23 protein-coding genes and 1 pseudogene are annotated in these 19578 nt (G+C 47.3%); 12 read left to right on the forward strand and 12 right to left on the reverse strand.

Annotated features, from left to right (window positions below; translation table 11 throughout):
• Positions 1-54: 54 nt before the first annotated feature.
• The 6 genes from ACJJIE_RS05670 to ectA all read right to left on the reverse strand — a co-directional run bounded on the left by ACJJIE_RS05670 (position 55) and on the right by ectA (position 5723).
• A complete protein-coding gene (locus ACJJIE_RS05670; protein WP_444893866.1) occupies positions 55-972 on the reverse strand; it encodes a TPR end-of-group domain-containing protein in 918 nt (305 codons plus the stop codon).
• Entirely contained in the window at positions 957-2387 is a 1431-nt protein-coding gene (locus ACJJIE_RS05675; RefSeq protein ID WP_282932784.1) for an aspartate kinase, read from the reverse strand. The genes ACJJIE_RS05670 and ACJJIE_RS05675 overlap by 16 nt, the downstream gene beginning before the upstream one ends.
• A 62-nt stretch (positions 2388-2449) precedes the next feature.
• Positions 2450-3367 (reverse strand): ectoine hydroxylase, encoded by a 918-nt coding sequence (gene thpD, locus ACJJIE_RS05680; protein ID WP_444893867.1) that lies wholly within the window; start codon positions 3365-3367, stop codon positions 2450-2452.
• Between the two features lie 24 nt (positions 3368-3391).
• Positions 3392-3796, reverse strand: a complete 405-nt coding sequence (locus ACJJIE_RS05685; protein ID WP_282932786.1) for an ectoine synthase — start codon at positions 3794-3796, stop codon at positions 3392-3394.
• Between the two features lie 110 nt (positions 3797-3906).
• Positions 3907-5202 (reverse strand): diaminobutyrate--2-oxoglutarate transaminase, encoded by a 1296-nt coding sequence (ectB, locus tag ACJJIE_RS05690; protein WP_444893868.1) that lies wholly within the window; start codon positions 5200-5202, stop codon positions 3907-3909.
• Positions 5203-5213: 11 nt separating this feature from the next.
• Positions 5214-5723, reverse strand: coding sequence for a diaminobutyrate acetyltransferase (ectA, locus tag ACJJIE_RS05695; RefSeq protein WP_444893869.1), 510 nt, complete (start codon positions 5721-5723; stop codon positions 5214-5216).
• A gap of 449 nt (positions 5724-6172) precedes the next feature.
• Here ectA and ACJJIE_RS05700 point away from each other — a divergent pair, with 449 nt between their 5' ends.
• Positions 6173-6724: a MarR family winged helix-turn-helix transcriptional regulator gene (locus tag ACJJIE_RS05700; protein WP_444893870.1), complete on the forward strand. Its 552-nt coding sequence runs from the start codon at positions 6173-6175 to the stop codon at positions 6722-6724.
• Between the two features lie 485 nt (positions 6725-7209).
• Here ACJJIE_RS05700 and ACJJIE_RS05705 read toward each other — a convergent pair whose 3' ends face one another.
• Positions 7210-7338 carry a hypothetical protein gene (locus tag ACJJIE_RS05705; RefSeq protein ID WP_444893871.1) on the reverse strand — a complete coding sequence of 43 codons (129 nt, stop codon included), beginning with the start codon at positions 7336-7338 and terminating at the stop codon, positions 7210-7212.
• A gap of 3 nt (positions 7339-7341) precedes the next feature.
• Here ACJJIE_RS05705 and ACJJIE_RS05710 point away from each other — a divergent pair, with 3 nt between their 5' ends.
• From ACJJIE_RS05710 to ACJJIE_RS05745, 8 genes are all read left to right on the forward strand, one after another.
• Entirely contained in the window at positions 7342-7539 is a 198-nt protein-coding gene (locus ACJJIE_RS05710; protein ID WP_444893872.1) for a hypothetical protein, read from the forward strand.
• Positions 7540-8068: 529 nt separating this feature from the next.
• A complete protein-coding gene (locus tag ACJJIE_RS05715; protein WP_444893873.1) occupies positions 8069-8485 on the forward strand; it encodes a hypothetical protein in 417 nt (138 codons plus the stop codon).
• 123 nt (positions 8486-8608) lie between these two features.
• On the forward strand, positions 8609-8752 hold the full coding sequence (locus ACJJIE_RS05720; RefSeq protein ID WP_444893874.1) for a hypothetical protein: 144 nt from the start codon (positions 8609-8611) through the stop codon (positions 8750-8752).
• A 160-nt stretch (positions 8753-8912) separates the two neighbouring features.
• Positions 8913-9977, forward strand: a complete 1065-nt coding sequence (locus tag ACJJIE_RS05725) for an FAD-dependent oxidoreductase (RefSeq protein WP_444893875.1) — start codon at positions 8913-8915, stop codon at positions 9975-9977.
• Between the two features lie 210 nt (positions 9978-10187).
• A complete protein-coding gene (locus ACJJIE_RS05730) occupies positions 10188-10397 on the forward strand; it encodes a cold-shock protein (protein WP_108733254.1) in 210 nt (69 codons plus the stop codon).
• A gap of 434 nt (positions 10398-10831) precedes the next feature.
• Positions 10832-11545, forward strand: coding sequence for a response regulator transcription factor (locus tag ACJJIE_RS05735; protein WP_444893876.1), 714 nt, complete (start codon positions 10832-10834; stop codon positions 11543-11545).
• On the forward strand, positions 11532-12785 hold the full coding sequence (locus tag ACJJIE_RS05740) for a sensor histidine kinase (protein WP_444893877.1): 1254 nt from the start codon (positions 11532-11534) through the stop codon (positions 12783-12785). The genes ACJJIE_RS05735 and ACJJIE_RS05740 overlap by 14 nt, the downstream gene beginning before the upstream one ends.
• An 86-nt stretch (positions 12786-12871) precedes the next feature.
• Complete coding sequence (locus ACJJIE_RS05745; RefSeq protein WP_444893878.1) at positions 12872-13681, forward strand: MipA/OmpV family protein; 810 nt, start codon at positions 12872-12874, stop codon at positions 13679-13681.
• A 160-nt stretch (positions 13682-13841) separates the two neighbouring features.
• Here ACJJIE_RS05745 and ACJJIE_RS05750 read toward each other — a convergent pair whose 3' ends face one another.
• The 5 genes from ACJJIE_RS05750 to ACJJIE_RS05770 form a co-directional block, all read right to left on the reverse strand.
• Positions 13842-14765, reverse strand: coding sequence for a LysR family transcriptional regulator (locus ACJJIE_RS05750; RefSeq protein ID WP_444893879.1), 924 nt, complete (start codon positions 14763-14765; stop codon positions 13842-13844).
• Positions 14766-14841: 76 nt separating this feature from the next.
• Entirely contained in the window at positions 14842-15327 is a 486-nt protein-coding gene (locus tag ACJJIE_RS05755) for a DMT family transporter (RefSeq protein WP_444893880.1), read from the reverse strand.
• Entirely contained in the window at positions 15324-15767 is a 444-nt protein-coding gene (locus tag ACJJIE_RS05760; RefSeq protein ID WP_444893881.1) for a DMT family transporter, read from the reverse strand. Before ACJJIE_RS05760 ends, ACJJIE_RS05755 begins: the two co-directional genes overlap by 4 nt.
• Positions 15764-16279, reverse strand: coding sequence for a VOC family protein (locus ACJJIE_RS05765; RefSeq protein ID WP_444893882.1), 516 nt, complete (start codon positions 16277-16279; stop codon positions 15764-15766). The genes ACJJIE_RS05760 and ACJJIE_RS05765 overlap by 4 nt, the downstream gene beginning before the upstream one ends.
• On the reverse strand, positions 16279-16638 hold the full coding sequence (locus ACJJIE_RS05770; protein WP_444893883.1) for a carboxymuconolactone decarboxylase family protein: 360 nt from the start codon (positions 16636-16638) through the stop codon (positions 16279-16281). Before ACJJIE_RS05770 ends, ACJJIE_RS05765 begins: the two co-directional genes overlap by 1 nt.
• 456 nt (positions 16639-17094) lie before the next feature.
• Between ACJJIE_RS05770 and ACJJIE_RS05775 the strand changes: the two genes are divergently transcribed.
• The 3 genes and pseudogenes from ACJJIE_RS05775 to ACJJIE_RS05785 all read left to right on the forward strand — a co-directional run bounded on the left by ACJJIE_RS05775 (position 17095) and on the right by ACJJIE_RS05785 (position 19565).
• Positions 17095-18036, forward strand: a complete 942-nt coding sequence (locus tag ACJJIE_RS05775; RefSeq protein WP_444893221.1) for an IS1595 family transposase — start codon at positions 17095-17097, stop codon at positions 18034-18036.
• 19 nt (positions 18037-18055) lie between these two features.
• Positions 18056-18376, forward strand: coding sequence for a CatA-like O-acetyltransferase (locus ACJJIE_RS05780; RefSeq protein WP_444893884.1), 321 nt, complete (start codon positions 18056-18058; stop codon positions 18374-18376).
• 50 nt (positions 18377-18426) lie between these two features.
• Positions 18427-19565, forward strand: a pseudogene (locus tag ACJJIE_RS05785) (IS3 family transposase).
• The last annotated feature ends 13 nt before the right edge of the window (positions 19566-19578 follow it).

Consider the following 19578-nt stretch of genomic DNA (forward strand, 5'->3'; position numbering starts at 1 on the left):
ATTTTTATCCCGTATTATTTTATCGGTTGGTCTTCAGAGGTTATCCGAATATTTCTAACCTCCCTTGCCACCACTTTGCGGCGAGGGGGTATTGGCAATAACCTGGTCGAGTTCCTCAAAAACTTCACTTTCCGCTAAAGGCTGTAAGGCGCTATCAACCAGGATCTCATCGCGGTAGCTTTCCCGCCTTTTGATGGCTTCAGCCAGATAACGCAGCGCTTCATCAAATTGACCCATGGCAGTATGGGCGCATGCCAGTTGGTAGAAGGCATGGCTGTTATCCGAGTCAATACCCAGGGCCTGGTGACAAAGGTTGGCGGCCCACTGGGGTTCATTAAGCTCCAGCACTGCATCAGCTTTATAGGTAAGGGCTTCTACATCCTCGTGACGGAGGCGCAGAATCTCGTCGTAAATGGCAATTTTATTTGCCACTGAGGATTCTTGTTGGGCGCGCAGCCACAGGGACTGTACTTCCTGAGTTAGCTCGATTTCCTCGCGGTTTTCTTCAATATGCTGTGTTTTCTGTTGAAGCTGCTTCTCTATAACTTCCAAGCGCTTTTCGTATTCCTGGACCAGCTTTGAGATCTCTTCATCGGCCAGGGAGTGCACCCGCTCTTTAATATCCTGAAATGACCGCCAACCAACTAAAACCAAAATTGAAGTGGCGGCGGCTATCAAGTAGAAAAAGTAGGTAACCGTATCGGTTGCGTAGGCTACGGCTCGATCGACAGAGTTGTGTTCACGATCGACAATTTGCTGAATCAATTCCTGCTTGGCATTAGCCTGATCGATTCGCAGCTGCTTAATTTCGTCGAGCATATAGCGCTCGATGAAGGGTGTGTACAAGGGCTTCTCAAGGGTGTCGACTTCGCTTTGCGCACTGTCTTTTTTCTTTTCTTCCGCTTCCTGGGAAATAGAGGTGACGGAAGTTAATAAAAAGAGCAGGGCACAAAGGCTCAGGATGCGAGGCATATCGCCGTCCCGTGATTGTAAATCTCTACCAGTGCCTCGTGTAGAGTCCGAACGGCTGCATCATAGTCTGGCTCGTTAACGATGAACTGCATATCTACATGACGCAGGGACTGGTGCATGGCGAGCACGCGGATATTGCTTTTGGACATCGACTGCACCGCTTTGGCCAGCACGCCGGGGATTTGCATATCGCTACCGATGGCTGAAACTATGGCGACTTTGCGCTGGTTCAGTTCGGCTTCGGGAAAATGCTCTTCCAATGCAGCCTGAATCCGCTTAATTGTTTTCAGGTTGGTGGAGAGGAAATGGGTAAGGGTATTGGCATTAGTGTCTTTGGAAATAATGTGGGCTTTGAAGCGCTTGATCACCAGTAGCACTTCGCGATCATAATCGTGGATGCTGCCCGCCATATCCTGGTCAAACAACTCCAGGGCGTAAACCCCTTTACAGCCGGCAATAATTTCCACTCGTGGAGAGTCGCTGATGTAATCACCAGTAATCAGGGTGCCGGCGTGCTCGGGCTCGAAGGTGTTTTTCACCCTGAGAGGGATATTTTGTTGGCGCAGCCCCTTAGCGGCTTTGGGGTGAATCGCTTCCATACCCAGGTTGGCCAACTGGTCGGCCACATCATAGTTGGTGCGGCCAATGGGTACTGCATTTCCCTCTCCCACCAGGCGAGGGTCTGCACTGCTCAGGTGGAACTCTTTGTGAATCACCGCCTCCTTTGCCCCGGTAAGGACGGCGAGACGACTGAAAGTCATCTCGCTGTAGCCCCGATCAAACGAGATCAGCAGGCCTTTATCGCTATGGGCATAGCCGGTAACAATGGGCAGCTGCCTGCTTAAGTCGATAGTGGCAAAGGCATCCCGGATACGCTCATCCAGGGGTATGTGCTTGTTGGTGCGCCAGCCAGTCAGATCGACAAAGCAGGCATTTACACCATCCCGCTGCAACAGTTTAGAAGTGTTCCATGCGCTGTGGGCCTCGCCGAGGCTGGCTAACATCTCCCTTACCGTGCCCAAGTGAGCGTCGAGGGAGAAGTGGCCGTGCTGACAAAGGCTTTGCAGGTCTCTCAGGCATTTTTTGGCGCTCTCCAGCCTTTCATCCAAAAACAGGTTCGCTTCCGCGAGAAGATCGCCATGCCCGAAAAGACGCTCGTTGATTTGCCGCAGTGCTGCCCGAAGCTCATCAAACTTAACCAGCCAGCTATCGTCCTCAATGCTGCTGGAGAAGAGGGCATAGATACCTGGTTGACCACTTTTCTTGTGCTCTAGAAGCAAGTCAGTAATACCGCCGTAGGCAGAGACTACAAAAACACGATTGTAGATCCCCTTGGAGTCACCTTTGATAATATTATCCCGGACCGCTTCGTAGTCCGTCATAGAGGTGCCGCCAATCTTTTCTATCGTATGCATCGTCTCTTACTGGTCCTTCTTTCTCTTAAAAACTGGGTGAGTGCTTTGAATTGAGATTTGCTTCAGATAGTAGAAATTGATTTCCTCGCACAGATGTATTCCGGCCTGGGAGGCAAGCCGCAAAACGGAGCCTCCACCTTGTTGCTCAGGGCATTAAAAACAAAAAACAAATTAGACCTCGGGTCGGGGCTGATATTGCTGCTGGAGCCATGCATTAAGTTACAGTCAAACACAACAATGCTGCCGGGCTTGCCTGTAACAGCTGATATTCCGCCATTGGATACCAGGGACCTCAAATGGCTATCTGAGGGAATACCCAGTTCTTGCTTTTTCAGTGAGCTGAGGTAGTTCCGTTTTGGTGTTTCCCCATCGCAAGCAATGTAATGGTGGTGGGACTTGGGAATCAGCATCAATGGGCCATTAAAATGATGATTCTCTGTTAAGGTAATGGAGATGCTGAGTGCCCGCATACGGGGCATGCCGTCCTCGACATGCCAGGTTTCAAAATCGGAGTGCCAATAAAAATCTTTCCCGCGAAAACCAGGTTTGTAGTTCGCGCGAGACTGATGAATATAAACCTCATCACCCAAAATACATTTCGCGATACTTGATAGCCGCTGATCCCTGGAAAGCCGGTTAAAAATTTGGCTGCTTTTGTGGATACGAAAGACTGAGCGCACTTCGTTACTTTCAGGCTCGGTGATAATTTCTTCCGATTTGTCAGTGTGTCTGCGCTGTTTAATCTCCGCCAGCTCTTGCGTAAAAAGGTTAATCTCCGCCTGGGAAAACAAATTCTCCAGTACAACAAAGCCCTGTTCTGCATAGCGCTTGAGTTGCGATGGTGTCAGTGGGGAGGGGGACTGGCAGTCCCCATACACAATTGGATCTTTGCGCACCCTGGCACCACCCAGAAGGCCCTGTTTTCGGGAGGGGTAACAATCTTCCCTGGTAACACTTGAGCTATCTGGAAGGTACTTCATGGATACTGCCCTATGACTGACTAATTATTCATCAATCTTGTCAGCCTCAAGTTCGTAGGCTCCCTCAGCATTGTGTACTTCCTTGCCATTCAAAGGGGGGTTAAATACACAGGCCATAGTCATTTCTTCAAAGGCTCTTAAAATGTGTCGGTCATGCTTATCGAGAATATAGATAGTTCCAGGTTCGATAGGGTGCTTCTTGCCATCCTCAAGAGTTTCTACCTCACCTCTGCCGGAAATGCAGTAAACCGCTTCCAAATGGTTTTGATAGTGCATTTGGAAATCAGCATCTGCATAAATAGTGGTGATATGGAAAGAAAAGCCCATTTCATCATCTTTAAGCAGGAGTCGGGTGCTCTCCCAGTTGCTATCCGGTGAAACAACCCGGCGGCCGGATTTTTTAGCTTCCTGTAAACTTCTGACAATCATTGGTATTTCGCTGTTTCGTGTGTGTTCGAGTCTGGCTGGTCAGCAATATTCTTAATTTGCAGCCTGCGCAGTTGGATCTTTTGCGTGAGCCTTTCAGAGGCCCTTAAAGTCTAGCAGGCTTCAAAAAAGACTCTTTCCTCAGGCATATCCCGCTCTCCGGCACAGACTTCCCGGATAGCGGATTCAATAATGTCGATCCCTTTTTTAAGGTTTTGATCGGTGATAATCAGTGGGCAAAGGAGCTTAACGATCTGGTCATCGGCTCCGCTGGTTTCAATAATCAGCCCCTGCTTGAATGCGAGTTTGGTGATTTTTCCTGCAAGTTCGCCGCTGATGCAGTCGATACCCTGAAACATACCCCGGCCTTTAGTGGTGAAATTGCCCTCACCATATCGGCTGACAATTTCATTCAAACGCTCGGAAATGTATTTGCCCTTGCGTTTAATCTCCCGTGAGAAGTTTTCGTCAGACCAGTAATGATCGATAGCGGCTTTCGCAGTTACAAAAGCCAGATTGTTGCCACGGAAAGTGCCGTTGTGCTCACCGGGCTTCCACTGATCCAGCTCTGGTTTCATTAGCACCAGCGCAAATGGCAGCCCATAGCCACTAAGGGATTTGGATAGCGTAATGATATCGGGTTCGATACCGGCCTCTTCAAAGCTGAAAAAGTTGCCCGTGCGGCCGCAGCCAGCCTGGATATCATCGACAATAAAAAGTAAGCCGTGTTTTTTGCAGACGAATTGAAGGTTTCTTAGCCACTCGATACTGGCCGCATTGATACCGCCTTCCCCTTGAACTGTCTCAACAATCACTGCTGCGGGAGAATTAATACCGCTGCTGGAATCTGAGAGGACTTTATCGAGGTATTCTGTGGTATCGATATTTTTGCCCAGGTAGTCGTCAAAGGGCATGCGGTGCGTACCATTGAGGCTGACACCGGCAGCATCCCTGTGATGCGAGTTGCCGGTGGCGGCCAGCGAGCCAAGGCTTACGCCATGGAAACCGTTGGTAAAGGTGACGATGTTCTGCTGCCCGGTTACATTGCGGGCAATCTTCATCGCCGCCTCTACCGCATTCGTCCCTGTCGGACCGGTAAACTGCACCACGTACTCCATATTCCGCGGCTTGAGAATTTTCTCATTCAGTGCCTGTAGGAATTCACCCTTGGCCCTGGTGTGCATATCGAGGCCGTGAGTAATTCCATCGGCCTCGATGTAATCTTGCAGTGCCTGCTTGAACAGTGGGTTGTTGTGCCCGTAGTTGAGTGTGCCGGCACCAGCCAGGAAATCCAGATACTGATTTCCCTCCTCATCCCACATCAGCTCGCCTTTTGCGCGATTGAAAACTCGCGGAAAGGAGCGGGCATAGCTTTGCACTTCTGATTCAATCTCATCAAAGATCTTCATGATTTTCTCTTTTATGGTGTTTCTTCGAGGGCGAAAGGCCCGATGCGGACAAGGGTTTCGGAGTCGTGAAGCCCGTCAAAGTGGGCTTGAGAGTCCATCCAGGGTGAGGAGTGAAGATCGACCGATAATTTATCGGCGACACTGTGGAAGAGCGCCCAAGAGGGCAGGTTGTGTTCTGTAATGGTGGTCTCGATAAATCTGACCGAACCACAGTGAGGGCGCTCGAGAATGTGACTTATCATCCGGGATGCCAATCCAAGCCCCCGGGCTTTCTCGTCGACGGCCACCTGCCAGACAAAGAGGGTATCTGTACGGTCGGGGATGATATACCCGGAAATAAAGCCCAGCAGCTCTCCATCAACCTCTGCGGCGACTGAGGTGTTGGCGAAATGACTGCAGTGGAGAAGGTTGCAGTAGCTGGAGTTTGTATCCAGTGGAGGGCAACGTTTGATCAATCGGTAAGTGGCCATCCCATCTTCAATCAATGGGCTGCGCAACAAAATATTTTCTGAGCTAGACAAAAAACCTTCCCAACCGACTAAATATTTTTTCACCTCTAAATATTTACCTGCACAAATGTTGAGCAAATGGCGTAAATATAGCTTCTTAGAGGCATTTTTGTGCCGGATTAATAGTAAAAATGCTTTGAACGCTAAATATCGTACACAAATTAAATTCAAAGTCCAGGATGCTTGAGGCGAATCAAGTCACAATATTTGACCTAGAAATGCCTGGATATGTGGGATATACAGCCTATAGGCATGTTAAAATAATATTTTGAGGTCGATAAATTTTTCTATTGGGCATACCAGCTGAGCGATCGCCTGGGCATAAAATAGGCAGCTTTGTGGTGAAGTCTGGCGCTCTTGTGGGGGTGATGTTTCGCAGTCGGGTTATAAGCGCTTAGTGATTGAGGGGCAGGGCGATATAATTCCGGCAATCACCCTGACTCCATGATTGAGAGGTAACTTTGAACAGTATCGAACAAGTGCTAGTGGCCCTGCGGCGGGTAATAAGAGCCACGGACCTGCACTCCAAACACCTGGCTAAAACCACCGGCTTAACCGCCCCGCAGGTGTTGTTGCTACAAGCTATTCGCAATAAGGGTGAAGTGACGATCGGCGAACTGGCCAACGAGGTCAACCTGAGCCAGGCAACCGTGACCAATATTCTTGACCGCCTGGAGAAGAGAGGCTTGGTTTATCGCCAGCGCTCCCAGGCGGATAAGCGCAAAGTGCATGCTTACCTTACTGAGGAGGCCGCTGAGACTTTGCGCGATGCCCCCATACCGCTCCAGGACCAGTTTGCTCGTCAGTTTGGCGATCTAAAAGACTGGGAGCAGAGCATGATTATTGCTTCACTACAGCGCGTGGCCCAAATGATGGACGCCCAACATATCGATGCCTCACCAGTATTGGATATTGGGGTGCTGGATCGACAGGGCACCAGTGCCGAAAAACAGGGGGCGGCCTTGGGTTACAGTGTCGAGGCAGAGGAAGCCACGAGAAAAGATACTCCCTAGAACGACTTGGCAGGCTGGTTGTTTGTAATGACGCTGCATGGCTCAAAGGCCGGCCTGTATAATGATATTTACCTCCGTTAGCGTGACTTTCTGAAATGAAAGTAGTGATTCGTCCTCTCGTCTGTATAGGTGCCAGCGAGAACCAGTCCTAGCTCCGAAAGAAGCTAAATATGCGTATCTTCCCCTGAACGCGACCTGCGCCTCCTCATCACGTCGATCCTTTCGCAAACTTGTGAAGGTGATGTAAACAGGAAGTGACCATCAGAGTTTAGTGCGGAAGCCGCTTTGAAGATCAGTTGCCGCCACAAAGGCGCAGACGATAGAAACATAAGCCCAATTGAGACAATATCGTCAAAGCGTCTGCTAAAAAAAATACGAGCTCTCCACAGGCTCGCAGACTGCTCTTATTTGCGGGAAGTGCCGAGCGAACTCGGCAACCGTCGTAGAAGAGGCATCCATTCCATAGACTTTAAATCCGCTCTCTATCAATACCACAGAGATCGGCACACCGGTCCCGTAATGGAACCCGTAAAATCAGAAGGCCAGATCGGAGCATGGTTCTTTCCAATAAGAATCTCAGTGGAGTTTTTCGAACAGATCCCGGCAGAGTGCAAGGCATGCCTGGCAGTGAAAGGGTGTATCAGCTAACCATGGTCACCTGCCACAATTACACGCCTACCCAGATCGCTGAAAAGCTACTTGTTGATGTGGATTTAGCAATTCTGGGAGCCAGCAAGGAAGCCTATGATGGATATGAAACTCAAGTACGTAAAGAATATCGGTTAGTGCCATCAATTGTTTACAAAAAGAAATGAAGAAAACTGCTGGAGGAATTCCTATTTCGGGATAGGTTATTCCATATAGATTACCTCCTTGCCAGATTCGACAAATCTGCCAGAGCCAATATAGAGAGAAGCCTGCAAGCCTGAAATTAAATTGTCAGTACGCCTAACCTGCAAAGCCTTACTACAGGGAAGGAGGAAAGAACACACTACACTTGAGACACGCTGTGCATACATCCCTGCAAGCTCATAATCGGCATCCATGCCCTATATGCCTCCAAGCGCAGTGTATTATTTTCATCCGACGCAGTAGTACGTTGAATCCCATATATACAGAATGGCCTTAGGTACTAGATTCTTGCTTCAGTCTAAAATGTTAGTGCTATTCTATATTTGCCCTTAAAACTGATCCTACCTTCCCGATTGGAAAGTATTTGTTGTGCTTCTCTATTATTGGTCTACATTCATGATGTGTCATTTATTTGGTTTCACAAAAGCATAATATGAAGCCTGATAATCATGTGCCTTAACTAAAAATAATATTGATTATGGGGAGGTTCTCATGGATGTGCATAAAGTAAAAGTTATGGGCTTAACGTACTCTGGGGGAAATGTTCATACAACGGGCTTTTCTGGTAACAGGCGAAGCGCGCTAGACGATATATGTAGAAAATACTCCCGTAGAGAAAGGGCTAGCGCCATGTTTTTCATCAATTATCTTGATAAGCTTACAGGAGATGTGGGGCGGGTTGGCGGTGGTAAAACTGCATTCACTTGTGCTGAGCCCCAGGCGATTATCGATGCCCTCCTTCTTGGAGCTACATTTGATTCAATCAGAGTCTATAATATTCGTTGCAGTAAATCACCGCGTAAACCATGTAGAGCTTTCTGTGGGCAATATCTTAAGCCTACCTATCAAGGTAGTGACTATTATAAATTTAAATCAGGGATCCGAGACAAGCTTATGAGTCTGCGTTAATGCACATATAATATCGATTTTGCGGGTATAGCATTGGCCGGCACGATCAATACTATTGCGACGCCTAGAAATATAACGAAGCAGAGCCTGCCATCCTGTAGGTTATTTTACAGCCTAGCCCAAATGATGGGCGTTCAACATATCGATTCCTCCCCAGTACTGGATATCGGTGTCCTCGATCGTCAGGGTGCCTCAATTGATAAGCCCGTAGCGGCACTGGGCTACAGTGACATTCCCGACTCCTCCGAGAGAAATAAAAGTACTTAAGTAGTGGCATCGGAGAAGGGGGGGGCTGTGTAGACATTTAGAGTGCTTAATACCCCTCTACAGTAGTAGAAATTTGTCTAAGCTTGCAGCAGCAAGCTCCCAGTGGTGATCGAGGCATTCTGTGTCGACCGGTTGAGCTTTCTGGCTACAAGTTGTATCGATGGACATCTTGGTAATTGGCGCAGGCCCGACCGGATTGACTGCTGCGGTCGCCCTCACATCCCTGGGGTTGAAGTGCCGTATTGTTGAGCACAAAGACAGCCCCTCTGAACTCTCCCGTGCTGTCGGCATTATGCCGGCCACCATTGATGCTCTTCTTGAACTGGGCGCCGCAGCCCCCTTTCTTGCAGAGGCGATGCCTCTAAGGAAAATGCACATATTGCGCGATGAGAGAACCCTGGTTTATATCGACAACAGCGGAAATGAGTTTCGCAATAGGGTGCCTCTGGGGCTGCCGCAAAATCGGACCGAGGGAATCCTCAGGGACACTCTTGCCGAGAGGGGCGTCGAAGTTGAGTACGGGGTGTCAGTCACTAACATCACAACCACCCCAGACAAGGCGGCCGTCAATTTCTCAGATAGTACCAGCGCCTCTTTTGACTGGGTGATTGCCGCAGACGGCATACAGTCCGCCGTGCGACAACAGCTGAAAATACGGTACCCGGGTATTGATCTGTCCAATAAGTGGTCAATTGCGGATGTGGATTTGAGAGGAAACTTTGATCCAGAAGAGATTACCTTGGACCTGTACGGCGGGGAAGGTGAGTTCACCTTGGTGCTCCCTATCGAGCGGCGCCGCGCTCGCATCGCATCATCAACCGAAGATGCCCTGGCAACCCTCAGGTTGCCGATAGAAATCGCCAACATCCGGAGGACAGCGGCCTTTAAAATCTCCATCCGACAGGCAGAAACTTACCGAAAGCACCGGGTGTTATTGGCTGGTGACGCAGCCCATTGCCACTCTCCAGTAGGAGGGAAGGGGATGAATCTGGGTATGGCTGACGCCATAGCCGCAGCATCTGCTATCGCTAACGGTACGGTCGATAGCTACCCCACCTCCCGGCATGAGGCCGGAGAGTCTGTGGTTAAGAAAACAGAGCTGGCGAGAAAGCTGATCTCCTCGAGCAATCCTCTGGCAAAATCGGCATTGTGGCTATCGGCCCACTGTATCGCCTCAGTGCCTCCGGTTCATCGCGCCTTTATGCGGCAGTGGACGGCGGTCTGAGTGCCAATGTCGGGGGTAGATTTAGGAAAAAGTGGACATAGGTGACAGGCTAGTGCTACTATTCGTCCGCCGGTTTAAAAGCCATTTTTTATTGCAGTTTACCTCGTAGTTTTAGTCATAATCCTTCGTTCGGTCTCGTTTAAAATAATACTTTTTGCCCGCACAACTCCATTCAATTGGAGCGCAATTGTTCAATCAAGGATATCTATTATGTCTAATACAGTTACTGGTACCGTTAAGTGGTTTGACGAAGGGAAAGGTTTTGGCTTCATCGCCCAGGAATCCGGTCCCGACGTTTTTGCTCACTTCAGCGCAATTTCCGGTGGCGGTTTTAAAACCTTGGCCGAAGGCCAGAAGGTAGAGTTTACCGTGACTCAGGGCGCTAAAGGCCCACAAGCAGAAAATATTGTCTGCCTGTAAACTTTAGGCTTCGCCCCCAATAAGGGGCGAAACCGCCTGCTTCCCCAGCCGCACAAGTGCTGGGGAGGTGCTTTCTCAACCACATACCTCCCTCTCTTTTCTGTAGTGACAGCCAACTCTTTAGGCCTATCACGCATTGTCAATTTTCCCCTCCACCTCTCTTAACTCGACGACAGATCTACCTGGATCAACTCTATCCAAATGAAGGGTGCAGTACCAACAAGGATCGCCAGAGGGCAAATTTTTGAAAGAACTTCTGAAGATTTGATAGGGTCATTTCTTGTCAAGCGTGATGGCTCCGACATTTTTAGACATGGCAGTAGCTGTCACAGGCAAGCTTCCCATAGGTGATCAGTAAGTGGACAATCTTACACTTATTTACTTTCCGTTTACCCAATGGCTTTTATTATTCCAGGTCTATCGAGAACTTTTGAGTGACTAGATCAATGGGGCCTGACTGCAAAACGCCATTATTGGTACTCTTAGCTGAAGACAATCACGCACTGGCGTCCAATATTATTGAGAGCCTCGAAGAGTACAATATTCGATGTGACTACGCTGACAATGGAATAATGGCCACTGAGCTGGCCTTAAAGCATGACTTCGATGTAATCGTACTTGATGTCATGATGCCGGGTAGAAGTGGTTTCGAAGTGAGCTCTAAGTTGCGCAATGCAGGAAGCTCGACACCAATATTGATGCTGACCGCGCTGGACCAATTGGACGATAAACTTGCCGGTTTCCAATCTGGAGGAGATGACTACCTGGTTAAACCCTTCGAAATGCTTGAGCTGGTCGCACGGATTCGGTCTCTATCAATAAAACGACGCGTTACCCAAACCCGGTATAAAGTTGAGGACCTGGAAGTTAATTTAGAGACCCATGAAGTCACCAGGCAGGGGAAATCTATAAATCTTCCCCCAATCTGTTGGGAATTGCTCGTGTTTTTGATGCAACAGAGTCCAAAGCTGGTTACTAAAGAAAAAATTGAACAGCATTTATGGCAGTTTCTTTCCCCCGAATCCGACGTAATCAAAGTACATCTGTATCGGTTGCGGCAGGGAATTGATAAGGGGTTCAGTTTTCCGCTACTACACACGATCAGAGGGAAGGGCGTTATCCTGGGGAAGCGTGATGAAAGCCTTTGACCGTTCCATTCGCAGAAAATTTTTCTCTCACTATATTTGGATTCTTGCCGCAATTGTGGCGTGCAGTGCAGTTGTCGTTGAGAAATCCAAAGTAAAAATGGTTAAGCACGCCTTAGGTGCGACACTGATATCTGTAGCTGAAAAACGTATCATTGAGGCTGGAGGGGTTATTGATGACCCTTTTTTTGCCCAGTTACAAACATATGATGAGTACAGTTCACTGCCAGATACGGCAAAGCGCGTGCTAGAGGAAGCTGACGGCGAAGAAAAAAGGGTGCACTTTAGCAAAGACTTAATTGATGATCGCTACTATTTAGCAATTATGCCTTATGCTGAAAGCGCCCTTAAGATAACTTACTACGTGCTGGAAATAGAAGAAGCTGCAATACCCAGCAAGTACAAAAAGGTAGAAATTGAAGTTCTTATCGGTATCTTACTAGCCCTTACTTTAGCATTAAGTGTGCCTCTTATTCTTGCAAGACAAGTGATATCGCCATTAAAAGCCCTGGAGAAATTTGCGCAAAAGAGCCGGCATAAGTTGACTCCGATCCCGGAATCTTTAAATCAAAGGAAGGATGAATTTGGCCGTGTAGGACGAGTACTGCAAGAGTCGCTACAGCAGGTATGGAATCATCAAGAGCAGGAAAAGCAATTTCTACAGAATGCGAGCCATGAATTGAGAACCCCCTTGGCAACCATTGGCAGTGCCTTGCATGTGGTGAAGGTAAGGCAAAAAAAAGGTAAGCCAATCGATACTCAACTGGAGCAGATTGAGCGCTCCTATGAGCAGATGACCCAGCTGACACAGGCACTTCTGCTGCTATCTCAAAGCAAGGTAAATTTGGAATCAACAGAATTTGATTTCAGCAATATGATTCAAACTCGAGTTGAGCAGCTCAAATACCTCTTGGGTCAGCGAGATGTACAGGTTCATCTCAATTCGGATAGTTCGGTCAACTTGAAGCAAGTACAAGTGCTATTGGATATCGCTATAACCAATCTGCTCAGAAATGCCTTTGAGCATACCCTTGAGGGAAGTATCGATATTGATTTTGATGCAAATGGAATCCGGGTTCAGAACCCCATACTGCCGGAGCAGCAGGTGCATTTTGACAGGGGGGAAGGGCAGGGTTTTGGTTTAGGTCTTCATATTCTGAAGCAAGTGGCCGATCAGCAGCAATGGATCTTTTCTTACAACAAAAATGAACAATACTTAACCGTTAACCTGGCCTGGGCATGAGTTTATTTACCTGGCGTTTACCTTTACCGGCATAGAATTCACTCCAGAAATAACGGAACTTCAACCAGTTCAAATTGGGATTCAATATGTCTAGTTTGCGAGATCAAAACCATAAGAGTTCTCTGCCATTAACTTTGAGTATGTGCACCGCGCTGGTGAGTTCGGCATTATCCAGCCTAGCTTTTGCAGATGAAGTTACCCAGAAGCCGCCAAAGCAGGATGAGACGGCACTTTCTGTAGGTATTGGGGCTTTTAGCGTTGAGTCAATCTACGTTGATGGCGAGGACCAAAACAACATATTTCCATTGATCTCAGCCCGCTACAAGCGCTTTTACTTTCAGGGTTTTGAGTTGGGTGCTGATTTGTACCACGACGATAAACTTCGAGTGAAGCTTGGTATTGGCGGCGACTTCGCTAGTGATAGAGACAGAGGGGACAGTGATAAGCTCAGCGATATGGAAGAGTTTGACCTGGCGATTCTTGCCAACTTATCTATGAACTATAAAAGCCCGGTAGGCCTTTGGAAGGTTGGCGTCTCACAAGATATCAGTAATACCCACGACGGATACAGTCTATCGGCTGGATATAGTCTGCCTTACAAGCACCAAAAGTGGATCATCAAACCCGACTTCACTATTAGCTGGCAAAGTGATAGTGCGTTGGATTACTACTATGGCGTGGACCTAAATGAAGTAACTCAAGATAGGGCAGCGTATGAAGCAGATGCAGATATCATTACCCGGTTAGGTGTACAAGTGGGTTACAGCATTAGCCCAAACCTTATTCTTATGGGGGGCGTATATCAAACCTGGTATGGCGATGAGATTAGTAATAGCCCAATCGTGGACACTGATAGCTCTAGACGTACGTCACTAATGGTGAGTTATAAATTTTAACTCTTCTTATGATATTTGATGAGTGTAGATTATTTAGGCTAGCCGGCTAGTCAATACCAAGCAGAAATTACAGGCCGAGGCAGGAGCCCCTGCCTGTAACCAAAACCTGTTTGCAGTACAATGTACACGATACCCACAGAGTCATAGCAAGAGGGCTTCTCTATTTAGCATCCCAATAGCAGGGACTACCGTATTTCTCCTTAAGGAAATCAATAACAACACGTACTTTGGGAGCCAGGTTATCCGTAGGTAAGTAGAGTGCATTGATAGTTTGGTTTTCTGCCGATGAAGATGCGCGGTAGTCAGTCAAAATAGGAACCAGCTTGCCCAACCGAATCTCTTCATTGATTAACCAAGTTGGGAACATAACAACCCCAGCTCCCCCTATAGCACTGGAAACCAGTGTTTCTGCATTATTGCTGTAAAGTGATCCCTTAACTTCATAGGGTGTCAAACCATCTTTACCGATAAACCAGCGCTGTAGCCCATTGGTTCCCTTAAATACCAAACAGTTGTGAGCAATTAACTGCTCTGGGGTTTCCGGAATCCCATTTACCCTCAGATATTCCGGGCTGGCTGCTAATACAAAGTTATGATTGCCAAAGCGATTCATTTTCAAGCCTGAATCTTGGAGCGCTCCAATTCTGATAAGTAAGTCAATACCCTCCTTAGCAGGGTCAATAAAGCTATCTGTCTGCTGCATTTCGATCCTAAGCAGCGGATAAAGCTCTAACAAATCTGGAATATAAGGAGCAATATGAAGCCGCCCAAAAGCAACGGGGGCACTGATTTTAACAACCCCCCGTGGTGTGTTGGCCCTTTGCTCAATTTGCCCGCAAACTAGCTCATACTGACGAACAATATCGCTACAATACTTTGCAAAGGCCGTACCTTCATCCGTCAGTGATATTGCCCTGGTATGACGGTGCAGTAGTTTGGTTCCCACTTTCCCCTCTAGCTGAGCCATTTTTCGCGATACAGAGGACGGTGTCATTCCCTGCTGCCTGGAAACCTCAGAATAGTTACCCAATTGGGCCGTCATTAAGAACAGTTTTAACTCTAATATTGATATATCGTAATTCATTAGCTAGCGGTCGATAGTGGGTAACTGTTGAGTGATGTTATAGCCCCTCTGAGTAGTGCTTTACTCCTGTATTCAGCTAACTTTGGATGGCGGGCTGCAGTGCCTCATTACTGCGAACTGGAGCTCTCCGATTAGCAAGGTAATTACAGATCAACGCTAGAACTACGCAAACCATTGCGGCAATTCGCCAGGAACTTAACGGGATAGACGGATTCGTAAACCATCCCTGGGTATCAATAATCAAACTCATGCTCATCTGCCCAAAAATCGTTGCAATTGTTGTTGATGCCACACCAATTCTAGGAACAACAGCAACTACGACTATCATGTAGAAGATACCAAAAAGTGCACCTGTTAGTTGCCACTTAGGTACGGAAAGAATTGATGGGCCGCTGTGTTTTCCAAAGAAAAACACCAGTAAGCCCATCACTACAGCTCCGATACCAAAGGTAAATAGGGCGCTTTGGACAACTCCTACACTTTCTCCAAATTTTCCGTTAATTGCCGCCTGGGTGCTCAACGCTACGCCGGATAGTACTGCGAGTAACATCAGCCCAATCATAATTTGGCTCCCAAGTAGGTAAAATATAATGCAAGGCATAAAAATGTTGCCCCACATATTCTTAGGAGATTAATGGGCTGCTTACGCACCCCAAACCACCCTAGGGAGTCAATTAGGAAGCTTTTGGCTGTTTGCCCCACAAGAATCCCGATCATGGTCATAGCTACTCCAAGTATAGGAGTGGCTAAAGTTAGAACAACAACGTAAACAGGTCCCAATAAGCCACCTGAAAGCTGCCACTTTGGAACCTCTCGCCAGCCTATAAACTTTGCACTGGGGACAAATAGACTGATGAGCCAAAGTAGGGCTGTCCCAACACCAAATATGCTTAAGGTGGCCCACAAGTGACCAATCTGCATACCTAGGGGCCCTAACAATCCCGCCTCGACGGAGAGTCCCATACCTGCGATAACAACCAAAATAGTGGCGAGAATATTCATCGAGGGTCAAATAGGCGTACGTTAGTCAAATGCTCATAGGCCTTTCCATTAGGATATGAAACAAGTTCAAGTTGCATGCCCCATGGAGCCATGAAATACACCCAGGTCTCTCCTTCAGTTGGTCCTTCAGTCATTACCGTAGGAGCGCCGAGTACCTCTATATTCTGTTTCTTGAGGTATTCAACCGCAGCATCAATATCTTCAACATAGAATGCTAAATGATGCCCCCCAACATCAGCATTGTTTGGTGCCACCTTATTTTGATCTATGTTGTCGGCATACTCGAATATTTCCAGATTGATGCTGTTTGCATTCATAACAGCAATTTTCTTGATCTCTGCACGAGGATTTACATTAAGGTGATCCGTCATCCAGGTATCGTCTGAAGCAAATGGCCCAAACGTATAAGCCAACTCAAAGCCAAAGTGTGTACTAAAGAACTCAACCGCCAAATCAACATCGGGGACGGTGAATCCTATATGATCTGCTTTTTTAAGTCCGGGGATAGCCATTAGATATCTCCTCGATCATGGCGAAGCTTATTCAGTGCGCCCATAGTGGTAGCCCCTTTATTGAAGCCCGTATACATTGAGGCGAAAACAATCAATTCCTCAATCTCTTCATACGTTGCTCCTTGTTTGAGTGCCATATCAACATGGGCTCCAAACGGGTTACCTTCACCATTTACATTGAGCGCCATTTGGTCAATAGCGATAGTGATTAGTGCTTTCGTTTTCTGATCCAGAAGCGGCTTTCCCCATACCTCACCTGCGACTCGTACAGCTAGATCTCCCCATACAGGGTTAATAGACTTAAGTCCCTCGATCAATACTTGATCATCCAAAACGGCATTTTCGTACTTGGTAGTCATAGTTAATAGTCCTGGTTATCTAGATGATATTTCGCTGTAACAGCTGGAAGTTATTATAGGGAGTCGTATCCTTCTTAAAACTTATAAGCAGGAACATCACTTTTGCAAATTATGCACAGATGATCGCTGATAATGAGGTGGCACAGTCTGTTGTTAGACTTATTCTAGTGCCCTAGCAGGGGCGAAAGAGGAATATGGTAGCGCTGCTAAAAATGGTATGAGCCAGAAGGGAAGGGCGTTTTGATATGGCGATTACAGCATATTCTCTAATGCCTCTAAATATATTCCGGGTATTCCAACTAGGTAAAAACTACTAGCATCACCGGTGCTGCTTATAATCTACCCTAAACTATGAATATCCATTGAAGGCCCGATATTCATATGTCTACCTAATTACCACCCTTGCAAAGCTATATCTAACTGTATATAAATACAGTTAGACGTAGGGAATAGATCATGGCTCGCAACAAGGTACAGTTCCAAAAAGGCATTAGTTTGACCCAATTCCTTAAAGAATATGGTACTGAAGAGCAGTGTTTCGAGGCTCTCTGCCAGTGGCGTTGGCCAAACGGGTTTTCTTGTCCTCACTGTGGTCATGACAAGCATTGTGATCTATCTCACCGAAAGCTCAAACAATGTAATCGATGTCGGCGCCAGACATCGATTACTTCCCGCACAATCTTCGATTCCACCAAGTTGCCCCTAACTACTTGGTTCCTTGGGATTTTTCTCATCACTCAGGATAAGAAAGGTATCTCTTGTATGGAGTTGTCACGTCATTTGGGTATCTCATACAACGCAACTTGGCGTATGAAGCACAAACTCATGCAGGTGATGATGGAGCGAGACCACCAATACAAGCTATCTGGCTTCATTGAGCTGGATGATGCCTATCTCGGGGGAGAGCGTACAGGATGCAAACCCGGGCGTGGGGCTAAGGGTAAAACGCCCTTTGTGGCTGCGGTTGAAACTACTAAAGAAGGACGGCCAACACGCATCAAGCTCTCTATTGTCAAGGGATTCAGGAGCAGTGAAATTTCTGCCTGGAGCAAAAAACACCTCTGTAACGGCAGTACAGTGATCTCTGATGGCCTTGCGTGTTTCAATGCCGTTACAGCTGCGGGATGTGCACATGACAAGATCGTTTGTGGTGGCGGTCGGAGTTCCGTTGAGGAGCCTGAATTTTATTGGGTGAATACGGTTCTCGGTAATTTAAAGAGTGCTCTACGTAGCACCTACCATGCAATTAGACCGAAGTATGCACAGCGTTATTTGGCTGAGTTCCAATACCGATTTAATCGGAGATTTAATTTGTCAGCACTTATTCCCCGACTTGTCTTTGTCTCACTTCGGACACCACCGATGCCAGAAAGGTTGCTGAAAATTAGCTTAGCATAGGTGGTAATTAGGTATGTCTATGACCCCGATAGATATCGAACGCTGGGATAGAAAGGCCCACTTTAAATTTTTTATGAGCAGTGCCGGATCAACTCGAATAGGCCTAACCCAGCCGTTGGATGTGACAAATTTAGTCTCTTTTTGTAAACAAAATGCGCTCCCTTTTTATTATAGCCTCATCTTTTTGGTCACTCAGGTTGCAAATGAAATAGCGGGTTTTAAACACCGTATTGTCGATAGCCAACCCATGGAGCACGATATGGTGCACCCATTGTTTGCTGATTTAGGGGACGAGGATGAGTTGTTTAAGCTCGTTATGGCTGGAATTGTAGTGGTCTAATCCTTCCGGACACTTCGTTAAGATGGTAAAACTACCTAGCGAGGTGAAGTATGACAACAAAAGGTACACGCCGGAAATTCAAGCCGGAGTTCAAGAAAGACGCCGTAGCTCTTGTCTCAGAACAAGGGTATTCGATTTCCAAGGCCGCAGAGGCTGTAGGAACCACTGCTAACAATCTGCGACGCTGGATAAAGGAGCTGGAGCAGGAAGAGAGCGGAGTAAGGTTGGATTCGGGCGAACGAGCTGAACTGGATCAACTGCGACGTGAAGTAAAGCAATTGCGGATGGAGAAGGAAATCCTAAAAAAGGCCAGCGCCTTCTTTGCGAAAGAAATGAAATAAAGTACGAATTTATTAAAAAGCAGCAAGGTAGCTTTCCAGTTAGAGTGCTCTGCCGAGTAATGCAAGTAAATAAGAGCAGCTATTACGAATGGTGTCGTCGTAGTGATAGCCCAATAGATGGCCAGATTTGGCAACTATGCCATCGATTGAAGGCCTTATTTGCAGAATCTCGTGAGAGTCTCGGAAGCCGTCGGTTAATGAAGCTGTTGCGCAAAGAAGGCTTTGAAATTGGGCGTTATCGAGTCCGCAAACTCATGAAAAAGCTCGGCTTGGTAGTAAAACAGAAGAAGCGATTTACACTAACCACAAATAGCAAGCACCAACTGCCAGTTGCTGAGAATCTTCTAAATAGGGATTTCTCACCGAGTGCTAAAAATCAAGTTTGGACTACGGATATTACCTATATCTGGACTTTGCAGGGTTGGTTATACCTAGCAGTGGTAATTGATCTTTATTCACGCCGGATTGTTGGCTGGCACTTAGACCGCCAGATGGAGACGGCCCTGGCAAGTCGTGCACTGGTTATGGCTATCAATTTGCGCACCCCAACAAAAGGTCTGCTGCATCACTCTGATCGAGGTAGCCAGTATGCCAGCCATAGCTACCAAGCGCTACTAAAGCAGCATGGAATGGTGTGCTCAATGAGCCGCAAGGGAAATTGTTGGGACAATGCACCTACTGAGCGTTTTTTTAGTAGCCTGAAGCGGGAATGGTTAACAGGAAACCTCTATCCGACAAGGGAGGGTGCGATAACAGACGAGAGGGCCTGTATTGCGTATTACAATTCACGCAGAATACATACAACACTGGGGGACGTAACCCCTATCGAATTTGAAAAATGTGCTTAGGAAAGTGTCCGGT

This window comes from Microbulbifer maximicatervae (SeqCode) (assembly GCF_052467325.1).